The organism is Streptomyces sp. NPDC087422, from assembly GCF_044744145.1.
In the GTDB taxonomy this organism is placed as follows: domain Bacteria; phylum Actinomycetota; class Actinomycetes; order Streptomycetales; family Streptomycetaceae; genus Actinacidiphila.
In genome coordinates this window covers 13,971-27,414 of record NZ_JBIUXT010000005.1, presented here as the reverse complement: position 1 = coordinate 27,414, position 13,444 = coordinate 13,971, and the positions used below count along the sequence as shown (strand labels likewise).

The following is a 13,444-nucleotide window of genomic DNA, read 5'->3' as shown; positions in this document are numbered from 1 at the left end:
CGTCATCCCCAGGGATGAGTCATGGCCACAGCAGGGTCCGGGTCCAACCGCCGTCCGTGTCCCCGTCGCCGCGCCCGTCCCGGCCCTCCCCCGCCTGACCGGAGCGGGTGTAGCGCAGCCGTACGTGGAAGCGGCCGGGGTCGGCCTGGAAGAACTCCGCCTCCTGGGCACGCAGCCGGTACACGGTGTGGCCCTCGGGAATCCGTTCCGGTTCCGCGGCCACCAGGGCGTCCGCCGCGGCGCGCGCCCGCTCGTACTCCATCGCTCCGGTCAGCGGGCCGCTCATCCGCCCGGTGAAGCCGGCGGCGCGGGAGGCCGGGGAGCGGCCGAGGAAGTCCCGCCGGGCGGTCTCCTCGTCCAGTACGTCGACCGGTCCCGTCATCCGGATCTGCCGTCCGTGCGCGGGCCAGTACCAGGTCAGGGCGGCGACGGGGTGCGCGGCCAGGTCGCGGCCCTTGCGGCTGACCGCGTCGGACGCGAAGTCGACGGCGCAGTCGGCGGTGTCGACTCCGCGCAGCATCAGGACGCGGGCGCTGGGCGTGCCGTCGGCGCCGACCGTGGCGAGTGTCATGACGTGCGGTTCCGGCAGTGCGTCGGAAAGCGCCAGTTCCAGCCAGGTCGCGAAGAGCGGGCCGGGGGTGTCGGGTGCGTCGTCCGGGTCGAATTCCGGCAGCGGCCCGGCCAGTACGGGGGCGGCCCGCAGCCTGGCGAGCAGTGCCGCGTCGCCCGGCGTGGGGTCGCCGGGCGACGTATGCCCGCGTCCCGGTCCGCCGGGTGCCGCCTCGTCCGGCGGCGCGTTACCGACTGCCGCCCCGGCGGGTGCCGCATCATCGGGTGACGCGCCCCCGGGTGACGCGTCGCTTCCGCCGTCGGGGGTAGCCGGACCGTCGTCTTCGCGCATATGTCCTCCCGTCCGACCCGCAACCGTACCGGCCGTCGCCTCGTCCCTCTCTGGCGACACACACCGACCTGCCCCGCCACCGGGGAAGGAGTTCCATGGTCCGACCGCTGCTCTTCCTGGATGTCGACGGTGTGCTCAATCCGGTGCTGCCCTCGCCGGACTTCACCGTGCACGACATCCTGACCCACACCGTGCTGCTGTCCGCCCGGCACGGCGTGTGGTTGCGCGAACTGGCGGATATGTACGACCTCGTGTGGGCGACCACCTGGGAGCACGAGGCGAACACGCACATCGCCCCGCGCCTGGGTCTGCCGCCGCTGCCGGTGGTGGAATTCAGCGGCTACCGGCCGCGGCCCGGCGATCCGCCGCTGCGCGAGGCGGAGCGGTACTCGGCGCGCAAGTGGGCGCCGATCCTGCGGTACGCGGCGGGGCGGCCCTTCGCCTGGACCGACGACGTGATCCCGCGCCGTCTGGTCCGCAGGGCCAGGTTCCGTCCTGACCGGCTGCTGCTGCCGGTCAATCCGGCGCACGGTCTGCCGCGGGCGCACGTGAACCGGCTGCTGGCCGCTCCCCCGACGCTGTCGCGCAGTGTCGGCAGGCCGCACTCCCCGTATCTGACGGTCCATCAGTATTGAGTGTTGCGGCGCCCGCGGTTACGGTGCGCGGCACGACCTGTACTCAGGGAGTGGACCGGTACTCAGGGAGTGATCGCATGGCCGAAGTCTCCGCACAGGCGCGTATCGCGGCCCCCGCAGGGAAGATCTGGGACCTGCTGACCGACTTCTCCTCCTACGGCGAGTGGAACGCCACCCACACCGCCTTCCCCGACGGCGGCCCGCGGCCGCTGACGGCCGGGGCCACGTACCAGGAGAGCCTGCGGATGATGGGCTTCCCCGCGGACGTGACCTGGACGGTCGACGAGTTCGAGCCCGAGCGGGTGCTGGGCAGCAGCGGCAAGGGGCCGATGGGGGTGAGCCTCGGGATGCGGTACGCGCTCACGCCCGACGGCGACGCCACCGAGGTACGGATCGACGGCACCTTCACCGGGGCCGCCGTCTCCCTCATGGCGGGCAAGCTGAAGGACTCGGCGACGACCGCGCTCAACGACTCGCTGCGCGCCATCGCCGGGCTCGTCGAACCGGCCGAGCCCCCCGCGCCGGGCGCGTGACGGTCCGCCCGTACGCGAGGCGCCGGGCCGCGCGAGGGGATCGTCCCTCACGCGGCCCGGCGGTGTGCGTGGATCAGCGGACCGTCACCGTGGCGGTCTGCGTCCCCGCCGTGAAGACGTAGGCGCCGCGTGCCACTTCCTGCTTGCCCGCGCCGTTGACGTCACCGGGGGTGACGGCGAGACGGCTCGGCGGCACGTCGAGCGCGACGGTACGGGACTGCCCGGCCTTCAGGTGCACCTTGGTGAAGGCGACCAGCTTCCGGGACGGGGCGAGCACGTCGCTCGACGGCTGCGACACGAACACCGGCACCACCAGATCGCCGTCACGGCCACCGGAGTTGGAGACCTTCACCTTCAGGTGGATAGTGTCCCGGGCCCGCACGGTGGACGAGTCGGCCTTGACCGAGTCGAAGCCGTAGGTGGTGTACGACAGGCCCGCCCCGAAGGGGTAGGCGGCGTCGACGAAGGACTCGGGGCCGCCGTTGGTGCCGGGCAACTGCTGGTAGTACATCGGCTCGTTGCCGATGTCCTTGGGCCAGGTCGCGTTGAGCCGGCCGCTCGGGTTGACCTTGCCGAACAGCACGTCGGCGACGGCGTTGCCGCCCTCGCTGCCGGGCAGCCAGGACATCAGCAGGCCCTGGGTGCCGTCCGCCTCGCCGAGCACCAGCGGGCGTCCGGCGAGGACCACGGTGACCACCGGCTTGCCGGTCGCCTTCAGGGACTTCACCAACGCCACCTGGTCGGCGGTCAGGGCGGGCCGCGGGCTGTCCGCCGCGCCCTCGGCCGCCGCCTTCTCGCCGACGACCACCACGGTCAGATCGGCGTTCTTGGCCTGCGCCACCGCGTCGTCCGCGGTCTTGGCCTGGACGACCTCCGTACCGGAGGGCGCCGCCTTCTTGATGCCCTGGAGCACGGTGGTGCCGGGCAGCGTCACCCCGTCGGGCACGCCCTGCCAGCCCACCGTCCAGCCGCCGACCTGGTCGTTGATGTCGTCGGCGTAGGAACCGGCGACCACGATCTTCTTGGCGGAGGACGAGATCGGCAGCACATTGCCGTCGTTGCGCAGCAGCACCTGGGACGCGTCGGCCGCCTGCCGCGCCAGCGCGGTGTCGGCGCCGAGCACCCGGCCGTTGGCCTTCGAGGCGTCCACGTAGGGGTGTTCGAACAGGCCGAGTTCGAACTTCATCTTCAGGATGCGGGACACGGACTGGTCGATGCGCTTCTCGGTGACCAGGCCGCGCTGCACGGCGGTCTTCAGGCCGGTGCTCCAGCCCTGCGCGTCGTACGGCTCCATCGCCATGTCCAGGCCCGCGTTGACGGCCTTGGCGATGGCCTCGGGGTAGTCGGCGGCGACGTGGTACGCGGTCTGCAACGCGGCGACGTCCGCCCAGTCGCTGACCTCGACGCCGTCGAAGCCCCACTGCTTGCGCAGCACATCGGTGAGCAGGTAGTGCGAGGCGGTCGCCGGAATGCCGTTGACGGCACCGGAGTTGATCATCACCGACTGCGCGCCCGCGTCGATGGCCTGCTTGTACGACGGCAGCAGCGTGTCCTGGAGGTAGCGCATCGAGACGTCCCCGGGCACGCGGTCGTGGCCGTTGCCGGGCTCGCCGTAGCCGGGGAAGTGCTTGACGGTGGCGGCCACGTTCTTGGCGCCGTTGGCGCCCTCGATGCCGTCGACCGCCGCGGCGGCGAGCGTGCCCGCGAGCAGCGGGTCCTCGCCGAAGGTCTCGTAGTAGCGGCCCCAGCGCTGGTCGCGCGCGATGTCGGTGACCGGCGCGAAGTTCCAGTCGATGCCGGTGGCCGCGACCGCCTTGGCGGTGGAGGCGGCGGAGTTCTTGGCCAGCGTCGGGTCCCAGGCGGAACCGAGGCCGATCTCCTGCGGGAAGATCGTGGCGCCCAGCACGTTGTTGTGGCCGTGCACGGCGTCGACGCCGTAGATGATCGGGATGTGCAGCCGGGATTTCTCGACGGCGTATTTCTGCACCGTGTTGACCATCTTCGCCCAGTTCTCGGGCGTGTTGACCGCAGGTCCCGCGCCGCCGCCGGACAGTATGGATCCGGCCGCGTTGTCGAGAAGCACGCTCTTCATGCAGGATTCGGTGAATTCGCCACCGCTCCACTCGCAGTCGCCTTGCATTCTGACCACGGAGATCTGGTCCATCTGACCGATCTTCTCGGCCAGTGTCATCCGCTTCAGCAGATCCTTCACCCGGACGTCGACCGGTGCTTTCGCGTTGGTGTACGTCGGATTGTCCCCGGCCTCCGCCGGTACGGAAGCGACCGCGGCCACACACGCCGCGGCGGTGGCGAGTGTCAGAATGACTCTGAGGCGTGGTCGTCGTCGTGCGTTCGTAGGCATCGCAGGCGTCCCGTTCCTGTCGGGGTCCCGGCCGGTTGTCGGGACCTAGTGCCGTAAACGTTTCCGATCGGCCGGAAGTCTGTCCTCGCCTTGACTGATCGTCAAGACTGTACGCAGGAGTCACCTTTCACCTGTCCCAAGTTTCCACGTTGTTCCCCTCGCGCAGAATCAGGTACGCCGTGAACATTCGTGAACTCGCCCGCCGCAGTGGTGTGTCGACCGCCACCGTGTCCCGGGCTCTCAACGACCGCGCCGAGGTGAGCGAGGCCACCCGCGCGCGAATCCGGCAACTGGCGATCGAGTTGGGCTACGCGCCCAATGAACCGGCCCGCACCCTGGTCAGGCGCCGCTCGGACACCATCGGTCTGATCTGGGACAGCGGACAGGAGGCACAGGGACTCCACAACCCTTTTCTGCTCGGCCTGTTGAGCGCGGTGCGCACCGCGCTGTCCGAGGCGGACTACCACCTGATGCTGCTGACGACGCCGGGCCCCGAGGACCCGGACGCCGCGCATCTGCAAGCGGTGCGGCGGCACAATCTCGAAGGCGTCATCGTGCTGACCACCCCCGCCGACGACCGCTGCCTGCGCGTCCTGGCCGCGTCCGCCGTGCCCTGCGCGGGCATCGACACCGCGTTCACCGGGCCGCGCACGGTACGGGTCAGCTCCGACAACGCGGCGGGCGCGGAGGCGGCGGTGGAGCATCTGTACGCGCTGGGGCACCGCCGGATCGCCACCATCACCGGTCCGCTGCACCTTCCCCCGGCCGCCGAGCGGCTGGCGGGCTACGAGCGGGCCTGCGCCCGGCTGGGGCTCCCGGTGCCGCCGCAGTACGTGACCGAGGGCGACTTCTTCCTCGACAGCGGCGAGGAGGCGGCCCGCAGGCTGCTCGCGGTGGCCGAGCCGCCGACGGCGATCTTCGCGGCGGGCGACCAGATGGCGGTCGGCGCGATGCACGCGGCGGCCGACGCCGGCCTCTCGGTGCCCCGCGATCTGGCGGTGGTCGGCTTCGACGACATCGACGCCGCCGCGCTGGTGCGCCCGGCGCTGTCCACGGTGGCGCAGGACCAGCGCGGGCTCGGTGAGGCGGCCGTGGAGGCGCTGCGCGAGCTGATCGACGCGGCGCCGGTCGACACGGCGGAGCCGCGGATCATCCCGACCCGCCTCCTGATACGCGGATCGAGTCGGCCCGGAGCGTGACGCCCCGGACCGACTCGATGATTCGCGGGCGGCGCCGGTACGGGACCGGGCGCCCGGTGACCGCCGACGTCACTCCTTGGTGAGGTCGGTGACGTCCTCGTCGGCCAGGATCAGGTAGAGCTTCTTGCGGGCGTCGTTCACCACGGTCAGCGCCTTCGCGCGCTGCTCGGGGGTGCCGGTGGCCCACACCTGGCGGAAGGCCTCGATGAGACCGCCGCCCGCCTTCCTTATCTCGTTCATGGCATCCCAGTCGACGCCGCGGCCGGCGTCCTCCCACGGGGCCTCGGGGCCCGCGTCGGCTTCTGTCCTGCCGTTGTCGGTGAGCGTGAAGAGCTTCTTGCCGCCCTCGCTCGCGCTGCTGATCAGGCCCTCGTCCTCCAGCAGTTGCAGCGTCGGGTAGACCGAGCCGGGGCTCGGCTTCCACGCGCCGCCACTGCGTTCGGCGATCTCCTGGATCATCTCGTAGCCGTGCATCGGGCGGTCCTTCAGCAGCGCCAGGATCGAGGCGCGTACATCGCCCCGCCGTGCCCTGCCGCGCGGTCCGCCGCGCCCCCGGCCGCCGGGCCCGAAGGGGCCTCCGCCGAAGGGCGGTCCGAACGGCCCGAAGGCCGACCGTCGCTCGTCCCGCTCGCCCCAACCGTGATGTCCGGGGCCGCGGTGTCCATGTTCGTGTCCTTGGGAACGCATGATGACGCTCCTTTCATCGTTGATCGTTCGCGATGGCTCAACGATATATCGGAACTGTTCGGATGGCAAGGCCCCAGGTCGACGGCGGCGACGGGAGGGCGACAGGGGGGCCACGGGGCGGGCGCGGCACGGGTCACGAGCGGGCGCGGTCACCGGAAGCGGAATCCGCCGAACACCGCCCGCCGGGCGTGGGGCGCGCCGCTACGCTCTCGCCATGCGCATCCGAATAGTCGACGCCTTCACCGACCGCCCGTTCACCGGCAATCCGGCGGGGGTGCTGCTGCTCGACTCGGAGGAGTTTCCGCCGGACCGGTGGCTTCAGCAGGTCGCGGCGGAGCTGAATCTGTCAGAGACCGCGTTCGCGCACCGGCTGGCCGACGCGCCAGAAGCGGACTGGGCGCTGCGCTGGTTCACCCCGGTCACGGAGGTGGGGCTGTGCGGGCACGCCACGCTGGCCACCGCCCATGTGCTGCGCACCAGCGGCGCGCACAAGGGCACGGTCTGGTTCCGTACCAGCGCGGGTGTGCTGTCGGCGGAGGCGGCCGGGGACGGCTCGATCACCTTGGACTTCCCGGCGGCCCCGCTCACGCCGGTGGCCGCGCCGACGGGTGTCGCGGCGGCGCTCGGCGCCAAGCCGCTGACCGTGCTGGACACCGGCCCCGACTGCGGCGACCTGCTGATCGAGGTCACCGACGAGAAGACCGTACGGGCACTGGCGCCCGACTTCGCGGCGCTCGCCCGGCACTCGCGGCGCGGGGTGATCGCCACCGCGGCGGCCGAGGACGACTCGCGCGGATACGACTTCGTCTCGCGCGGCTTCTTCCCCGCCGTCGGCATCGACGAGGACCCGGTGACCGGCAGCGCGCACACCGCGCTGGCGCCGTTCTGGTCCCAGCGGCTCGGCCGCACGACGCTCACCGGCTTCCAGGCGTCCCCGCGCGGCGGGCTGGTCCGTACCCGGGTGCGCGGCGAGCGGGTGCTGCTGACCGGCGCCGCGGTCACCGTGGTGGACGGCGAGCTGCACGCGGTGCCGTAAGGCCGCGGCGCGTCACGGCGCGGTGCCGTAAGACCGCGGTGCGTCACAGCGCGGTGCCGTAAGACCGCGGTGCGTCACAGCGCGGTGCCGTACGGACGCGGTGCCGTAAGACCGTAAGCGCCGTAAACGCTGTCGCAAGGGCTCCGCTCGCGCGTCACCCCGTGGGCAGCCACCCCACCTTCCCGGCCAGCAGCGCGTAGCCGACGAAGGCCACCGTGTCGATGAGGGAGTGGGCCGCCACCAGCGGCCCCACCCGGCCCCACCGCCGGTACAGCAGCACGAAGACGACGCCCATCACCATGTTGCCGACGAAGCCGCCGACGCCCTGGTAGAGGTGGTACGAGCCGCGCAGCAGCGCGCTCGCGGCCAGCGCGGCGGCCGGGCTCCAGCCCAACTGGCCGAGCCTGCGCAGCAGATAGCCGACCACGATCACCTCTTCGAGCACCGCGTTCTGCACGGCGGAGGCGATCAGGACCGGGATCTTCCACCACACGTCGGGCAGCGACTCGGGCACGACGGTGAGGTTGAAGCCGGCCGCCCTGACCCCGAGGTAGAAGGCGAGCCCGGTGCCGCCGATGACGGCCGCGACGGCCGCGCCCCGGGCCAGGTCGAGCCGCGGCCGGGTGCGGTCGAAGCCGATCACGGGCATGCCGACCCGCTCCCTGGCCAGCAGGTGGGCGACCAGCGCCACCGGGGCGAGCGCGGTGGCGATGGAGAAGACCTGCCAGGCCAGATCCAGCCACGGCCGGCCCGGTGCTTGGGAGCCGACGAGGGTGGCCGCCTGGTCCTTGAGTGCGCCCGGCCTCGTCACGGAACCGATGAAGTCGATCAGCGCGGCAACGCCGCTCGCTCCCAGCGACAGCGCCAAGACGATCAGGGTCTCGCTGCGCAGCGTCCGCCGCTGCAACCCTGCCTCCACCTCGTATGACTCTGCGTGCACGCGGACCTCCATTTACGTCATCCCGCTTCAGCGCCGTCCGCGCATGGCTATGGTCTCCGGCAAAGATACGAAGGCCGGGGTCTACTGTTCGTAGCCACCCCAGGAGAGGCACGGAGCGATGGGTCGTCACCGCATATCCGATGGCCGGGAATCGACGGGTGGAGCGCCGCCCGCCAGGACCCGGCGCCGTGCCACCGCGGCGGCCACCGCGCTGGTGATCACGGCGGGCGCGGGCACCTTCGCGGTGCTGCGCGGCGGACTGCTGCCGCTGAGCGGCGCGTGCCGCGGCGGCACGGTACGGATCGGCGCGGTCGCCTCGCCCGACATCGCGCCCGCGCTGACCGCCGTCGCCGACCGGGCGCGCCGCGAGCACGACACGACCGACGGCCGCTGTCTCGACGTCCGGGTGACCGCGCGGAACTCCGCCGACGTCGCCGCGGAACTGGTCGACAACACCAAGAAGCCGGATTTCGCGGTGTGGGTGCCGGACGACAGTCTGTGGGTGGCCCAGACGTCCGCCACCGGCAGCGCCAGGGCGCTGACGAAGCTGCGGTCGGTCGCCGAGTCCCCGGTGGTGGTCGGCGCGCTCCAGTCGCAGGCCAAGACGCTGGGCTGGCCGTCCAAGACGTACACCTGGGCGGAGTTGGCCGGGGTGGCGGGCAGCAGGCCGGACCTGCGGTTCGGTACGGCCGATCCGGCGCTCAACTCCACCGGCATGCTGGCGCTGGCGATGATCAACGCGTCGATCGCGCGGGCCGGCGGGAGCGAGGGCACCGACTCCGACACGGAGTCGGCGGCTGCCGCGAAGGCCCTCGCGCAGCGCACCGAGCCCAGCGACGAGCAGGCGGTCGCGACGCTGCCGCGCGACACGACGCCTGCGGAGCTGGCCGACCCCAAGCGGAGCCAGGCGCTGATCCTGTCCGAGCAGGCGGCGTTCGCGCACAACGGCGGTTCCGCGCCGCCGCTGCGGCTGTTCTACCCCTCGGACGGCGCGGCGACCCTGGACTACCCGTACACGATGGTCGACGACCTGCATCTGAGCACCGATCAGGGCCGGGCCGCCAACCGCTTCCTGACCCTGCTGGGCAACGACGAGGGCGTGCGGACGATCGCGGACGCGGGTTTCCGTACGCCCGGCGGCGATCCGGACACGGAGACCGTGCGGCGCGCGGGCGGCCAGTCGCCGCAACCCCTGTCGGCCACGCCCGCGCCCTCACCCTCCGCGCCCGAGCTCCAAAAGCTCCGGCTGATGTGGCAGATCACCGTGCAGAGCGCGCGGATCACCACGGTCGTGGACGTGTCCGGGTCGATGGCCGACGTCGTGCCCGGTTCGGGCGGCAGGTCGCGGCTCGACATCACCAAGGAGTCGCTGCGGCAGGCGCTGTCGCAGTTCACCCCGAAGGACGAGATCGGGCTGTGGCGCTTCTCCACCCGGCTCAGCGGCTCGCGCGACTACCAGGAGATCGTCCGCACCGGCCCGCTCGGCGGCACCGTCGCCAAGGGCGTCACGCGCCGCCAGCAGCTCGACAGCGCGTTCCATGACCTCCAGCCGGTGCCGGGCGGCTCGACCGGCTTGTACGACACGGCGCTCGCGGTCTACCAAAGCGCCGTCTCCTCGTACGGGACCGGCAAGTTCAACGCGGTGGTGATCCTGACCGACGGCGCCAACGAGGACCCGGGCAGCATCTCGCTCAACGCCCTGACGTCCAGGCTGAAGACGCTCGACGACCCGGCGCGGCCGGTGCCGCTGATCGCCATCGCGGTCGGCGCGAACGCCGACAAGGCGGCCTGCGACCGCATCGCGAAGGCCACCGGCGGGGCCGCGTATCAGGTCAACGACCCCTCGGAGATCCAGGCGGTCCTGCTGAAGGCCGTCGTGGCGGCGGCCACCAGCGCCGCCGCGAAGGCGCCCTGAGGCCGCTGTACGGGCCCGCGCCGCATGAGGCCCCCGCGCGCCACGGCTCACGCCACCGGCCAGGAGTGCACCGGCTCGCCGTCCAGCATGAGTTCGCGGTACCGCTGGGTCATCGCGGCGAGCGCGGGCCGCCGGTCGAGGCCGCGTTCCAGCATCCGGTGGAAGACCGCCGACTGCCATTCGGCGCCGTTGGTACGGCGACGGCAGCGCTGTTCGATGATGCCGAGGTAGTGGTCGCGGTCGACGGCCTCGATGCCCCACGCGTCGAGCCCCGCCGCGGCCAGCGGCAGCAGTTCGTCGAGGATCAGGTCGGTGGCGGGGATCTCCGCGAGGCCGCCGTTGCGGCCGCGCGGCCACTGGAGGACCGCGCCGATGCCGTCGCGGCAGGACGCCTCGAAGTTGGCCGCGGCGGCGGCGAAGGGCAGCTTGTGCCAGACCGGGCGTGACGCCTCGGCCAGGGCGCGGACCAGACCGTAGTAGAAGGCGGTGTTGGCGACGACGTCGGCCACCGTGGGACCGGCGGGCATCACCCGGTTCTCCACGCGCAGGTGCGGGACGCCGTCGACCACCTGGTAGACGGGACGGTTCCAGCGGTAGATCGTGCCGTTGTGCAGGGTGAGTTCGCGCAACTGCGGCACTCCCCCGTCGTCCAGCACCCGCAGCGGGTCCTCCTCGTCGCAGATCGGCAGCAGCGAGGGGAAGTACCGTACGTTCTCCGCGAAGAGGTCGGCGGCGGAGTCGATCCAGCGCTCGCCGAACCACGTGATGGGCCGCACCCCTTGGGCCACCAGCTCCTCCGGGCGGACGTCGGTGGCCTGGAGGAACAGCGGCGCGCGGGTCTCGCGCCACAGCTCACGGCCGAAGAGGAACGGCGAGTTGGCGCCGACGGCCACCTGCGGTCCCGACACGACCTGCGCCGCGTTCCACACGTCGGCGAAGCGGCCGGGGGTGACCTGGAGGTGCATCTGCGTGGAGGTGCAGGCGGCCTCGGGCGCGATGGACGCGGAGGTGTAGAGCAGGCGTTCGGCGCCCTCGATGTCGAGGGTGATGTCCTCACCGCGCATCGCCAGTATCCGCTCGTTGAGCAGCGTGTACCGGTCGGCGCGGGAGAGGTTGGCGGAGACCAGGTCCTGGGCCTCCAGGGTGGGCAGAATTCCCACCATCACGATGTGCGCGCCCACCTCGCGGGCCATCCGGTCGGCATACCCGAGACCGATCCGCAGTTCCTCGGCGAGGCGGTCCATGACCCGGCCGGAAAGCCGGTGCGGCGCGATGTTTACTTCAATATTGAACTGCGCGAGCTCGGTCTGGAAATCCCGGCTCGCGATGCGCTCGAGCACCTCTTCGTTCATCATGCGCGGCAGCCCGTCGGAATCCGCGAGATTCAATTCGATCTCCAGACCCATCAGATTGCGCGGCCGGTCGAATCGCTTCTCGTCCAACAGCCGCTCCAGCCCCACGAGACACTGCCGCAGCTTGCGCCGGTACAGCCTCCGGTCGGCCAGGTCGAACCCGTTGGCAACGACCTTCTCGCCCATCGACGCGTCCTTCCTCGTACGGATACTCACGGGAGGATGCCCACCCAAATGATCGATAACGCCACGGCGGCCCCGCGTCTGCCACTAGGCTGTGCACAACGGCTAACACAGTGGGTTCCTGTGGCACATACCACGGTCACGGCGCGGCGTAAAAACTTCGTGAATACGACCGGCGGGATCCAGCCGTCCGCAGCGGGCAGAAATATGCGGCACACACCGCGCACCCTGCACGAATGCTTCGTGGGCCATCGCAGAAGAAGGCGATTTCTCGCCTTGCGCGTAATACTGGCTGCGACTAGACGAAACACGGAGCGAACACACGTCGTATAAACTCCGTGAACAAGGCAAAGCATCCGCCCTCGCCGGACGCGCCTGAGCCGATCCCCTTTCCGCCCTCATGCGCCGTCCGCACCCCTGCCCCCGCACCACTGTTTGTCTCCCAGTGAGAGGCGACACCATGCCGCTGCTTGTCCCCCCAGCACCTGCTCCCGCCCTGCGGAGCATCCTTGCCGCGCTCAGCTCTCCCACCGCGGTCCAGGAGGCCCGGACGCCCGCGCTGCGGAACGCCCAAGGGCCCCTCACCGCCGAACACCCGCTCCCTGTCCATGTGTTCGAACCGGCGGACGTCCCCGGCGGCCTGCCTCGCGCACGATTGACCGGCTGGCGGTTCCACATCCTCGCCGGGGGCTGGCCGCAAGGCACCGTCGCCGCGGGCGAGACCGTGGCGACGGCTGACGGCTGGGTCTTCTCGCGCTTCTCCGAGGGGCCGTTCCTGGCCTCCACCGAGCGGGCGCTGCGTCAGGGGGACACGCTGCCCGCCACTTACCAACCGCATCTGCTCTCCGTGCCGAGCCTGTACATGCTGGCGCTGTGGCTGCACTGCGACCCGCGTGCCGACGCCTCGACGGCCCAGCCCACCCCGGCGGACGTGCTGGTGCCGCTGGCCCCCGCGCCGCCCGGCATCGCCCCGCACCGCCTGCACCGGCTGGCGGAGCTGATGCCGCTGCTCTCGGTACGGATGGCGCCGCCGCCGCTGCTGGGGTCGCCCGCCTGACGGCCTGTCGCCGCCTCTCCACGGTGCCCCCGCGAGCCACTGGGCCGCGGGGGCACCGTCGCGTCCCGCCCTCGCAACCGTCCGGCGGAGTGACGCGTCCTGTCCTCCAAGGGATTGCCTGCGTGAAATCCCTGCGGATCGACGTCAGTAGAGCAACACTGGGAACGGCCGTACCAACGGGGGAACGGAAATGAACCAGTCAGGCAGCGCAATCATCCGCACCAGCCACCTCTCGCAGCGAAAGACACCATCCATGTGCCAGCACAAGCCCCAGTGCCCCACCGCAGAGTGCCCCGACCGTGAGGCCGCGCACACCCTGGCCCACCACCCGGAGCAGGGCTGGAGCCTGCTGTGCAACGGCGTGCTCCTCTTCGAGGACACCGGCGAGCTGCTGCCCGACGGGCAGATCATCGCGCCGCACCGCCCCCTGGGCACCGAGCAGATCACCGCCGCGGCCTGACCGGTACGGGGCCGCCCGCACACGAGACCGCGCCGCACCGCGCACCGCCCCACACACAGAGCCGGTTCCACTGCTGACAGCGGAACCGGCTTCGTCATGTGCGGGCAGCCTCGCGCGAGACCGCCGGGCCCGTACCACCGGACCCGGTCGGCCCAACGCGCTCAGCTCTCGTACGCGCTCGGCT

The 13,444-nt window shown here is 71.5% G+C and carries 12 protein-coding genes; 7 read left to right on the top strand and 5 right to left on the bottom strand.

Going from position 1 to position 13,444, the window contains the following annotated elements; translation table 11 throughout:
* Positions 1 to 19: 19 nt before the first annotated feature.
* Positions 20 to 901, bottom strand: coding sequence for a pyridoxal 5'-phosphate synthase (locus ACIO6U_RS17205; protein ID WP_401719800.1), 882 nt, complete (start codon positions 899 to 901; stop codon positions 20 to 22).
* 95 nt (positions 902 to 996) lie between these two features.
* Here ACIO6U_RS17205 and ACIO6U_RS17200 point away from each other — a divergent pair, with 95 nt between their 5' ends.
* A complete protein-coding gene (locus ACIO6U_RS17200) occupies positions 997 to 1,536 on the top strand; it encodes an HAD domain-containing protein (RefSeq protein WP_355335693.1) in 540 nt (179 codons plus the stop codon).
* A gap of 77 nt (positions 1,537 to 1,613) precedes the next feature.
* Positions 1,614 to 2,069: an SRPBCC family protein gene (locus ACIO6U_RS17195; protein WP_355335695.1), complete on the top strand. Its 456-nt coding sequence runs from the start codon at positions 1,614 to 1,616 to the stop codon at positions 2,067 to 2,069.
* A 73-nt stretch (positions 2,070 to 2,142) separates the two neighbouring features.
* On the opposite strand, the gene ACIO6U_RS17190 is transcribed toward ACIO6U_RS17195, so the two are convergent.
* On the bottom strand, positions 2,143 to 4,362 hold the full coding sequence (locus ACIO6U_RS17190) for a glycoside hydrolase family 3 N-terminal domain-containing protein (RefSeq protein WP_401719796.1): 2,220 nt from the start codon (positions 4,360 to 4,362) through the stop codon (positions 2,143 to 2,145).
* Positions 4,363 to 4,610: 248 nt separating this feature from the next.
* On the opposite strand from ACIO6U_RS17190, the gene ACIO6U_RS17185 reads away from it, so the two are divergent.
* Entirely contained in the window at positions 4,611 to 5,630 is a 1,020-nt protein-coding gene (locus tag ACIO6U_RS17185; protein WP_391051132.1) for a substrate-binding domain-containing protein, read from the top strand.
* 69 nt (positions 5,631 to 5,699) lie between these two features.
* Here the strand turns inward: ACIO6U_RS17185 and ACIO6U_RS17180 are convergent, their stop codons facing one another.
* On the bottom strand, positions 5,700 to 6,317 hold the full coding sequence (locus ACIO6U_RS17180) for a PadR family transcriptional regulator (RefSeq protein WP_188283150.1): 618 nt from the start codon (positions 6,315 to 6,317) through the stop codon (positions 5,700 to 5,702).
* 214 nt (positions 6,318 to 6,531) lie between these two features.
* Between ACIO6U_RS17180 and ACIO6U_RS17175 the strand changes: the two genes are divergently transcribed.
* Positions 6,532 to 7,353 carry a PhzF family phenazine biosynthesis protein gene (locus ACIO6U_RS17175; RefSeq protein ID WP_355335705.1) on the top strand — a complete coding sequence of 274 codons (822 nt, stop codon included), beginning with the start codon at positions 6,532 to 6,534 and terminating at the stop codon, positions 7,351 to 7,353.
* A 154-nt stretch (positions 7,354 to 7,507) separates the two neighbouring features.
* On the opposite strand, the gene ACIO6U_RS17170 is transcribed toward ACIO6U_RS17175, so the two are convergent.
* Positions 7,508 to 8,305, bottom strand: coding sequence for a type II CAAX prenyl endopeptidase Rce1 family protein (locus ACIO6U_RS17170; RefSeq protein ID WP_391051129.1), 798 nt, complete (start codon positions 8,303 to 8,305; stop codon positions 7,508 to 7,510).
* A gap of 106 nt (positions 8,306 to 8,411) precedes the next feature.
* On the opposite strand from ACIO6U_RS17170, the gene ACIO6U_RS17165 reads away from it, so the two are divergent.
* Entirely contained in the window at positions 8,412 to 10,208 is a 1,797-nt protein-coding gene (locus tag ACIO6U_RS17165; RefSeq protein ID WP_401308107.1) for a substrate-binding and VWA domain-containing protein, read from the top strand.
* A gap of 47 nt (positions 10,209 to 10,255) precedes the next feature.
* Here the strand turns inward: ACIO6U_RS17165 and ACIO6U_RS17160 are convergent, their stop codons facing one another.
* Positions 10,256 to 11,746 (bottom strand): glutamate--cysteine ligase, encoded by a 1,491-nt coding sequence (locus tag ACIO6U_RS17160; protein ID WP_355335712.1) that lies wholly within the window; start codon positions 11,744 to 11,746, stop codon positions 10,256 to 10,258.
* Positions 11,747 to 12,203: 457 nt separating this feature from the next.
* Here ACIO6U_RS17160 and ACIO6U_RS17155 point away from each other — a divergent pair, with 457 nt between their 5' ends.
* Both ACIO6U_RS17155 and ACIO6U_RS17150 read left to right on the top strand, forming a co-directional pair.
* Positions 12,204 to 12,800 carry a hypothetical protein gene (locus ACIO6U_RS17155; protein WP_355335715.1) on the top strand — a complete coding sequence of 199 codons (597 nt, stop codon included), beginning with the start codon at positions 12,204 to 12,206 and terminating at the stop codon, positions 12,798 to 12,800.
* A 253-nt stretch (positions 12,801 to 13,053) separates the two neighbouring features.
* Positions 13,054 to 13,260, top strand: a complete 207-nt coding sequence (locus tag ACIO6U_RS17150; RefSeq protein WP_355335718.1) for a DUF5999 family protein — start codon at positions 13,054 to 13,056, stop codon at positions 13,258 to 13,260.
* Positions 13,261 to 13,444: the final 184 nt, after the last annotated feature.

What these genes read in the sequence shown, in the direction of transcription:
- ACIO6U_RS17205 (WP_401719800.1), bottom strand. Translation starts at nt 901, where the DNA reads ATGCGCGAAGACGACGGTCCGGCTACCCCCGACGGCGGAAGCGACGCG.
- ACIO6U_RS17200 (WP_355335693.1), top strand. Translation starts at nt 997, where the DNA reads ATGGTCCGACCGCTGCTCTTCCTGGATGTCGACGGTGTGCTCAATCCG.
- ACIO6U_RS17195 (WP_355335695.1), top strand. Translation starts at nt 1,614, where the DNA reads ATGGCCGAAGTCTCCGCACAGGCGCGTATCGCGGCCCCCGCAGGGAAG.
- ACIO6U_RS17180 (WP_188283150.1), bottom strand. Translation starts at nt 6,317, where the DNA reads ATGCGTTCCCAAGGACACGAACATGGACACCGCGGCCCCGGACATCAC.
- ACIO6U_RS17175 (WP_355335705.1), top strand. Translation starts at nt 6,532, where the DNA reads ATGCGCATCCGAATAGTCGACGCCTTCACCGACCGCCCGTTCACCGGC.
- ACIO6U_RS17170 (WP_391051129.1), bottom strand. Translation starts at nt 8,305, where the DNA reads ATGGAGGTCCGCGTGCACGCAGAGTCATACGAGGTGGAGGCAGGGTTG.
- ACIO6U_RS17165 (WP_401308107.1), top strand. Translation starts at nt 8,412, where the DNA reads ATGGGTCGTCACCGCATATCCGATGGCCGGGAATCGACGGGTGGAGCG.
- ACIO6U_RS17160 (WP_355335712.1), bottom strand. Translation starts at nt 11,746, where the DNA reads ATGGGCGAGAAGGTCGTTGCCAACGGGTTCGACCTGGCCGACCGGAGG.
- ACIO6U_RS17155 (WP_355335715.1), top strand. Translation starts at nt 12,204, where the DNA reads ATGCCGCTGCTTGTCCCCCCAGCACCTGCTCCCGCCCTGCGGAGCATC.
- ACIO6U_RS17150 (WP_355335718.1), top strand. Translation starts at nt 13,054, where the DNA reads ATGTGCCAGCACAAGCCCCAGTGCCCCACCGCAGAGTGCCCCGACCGT.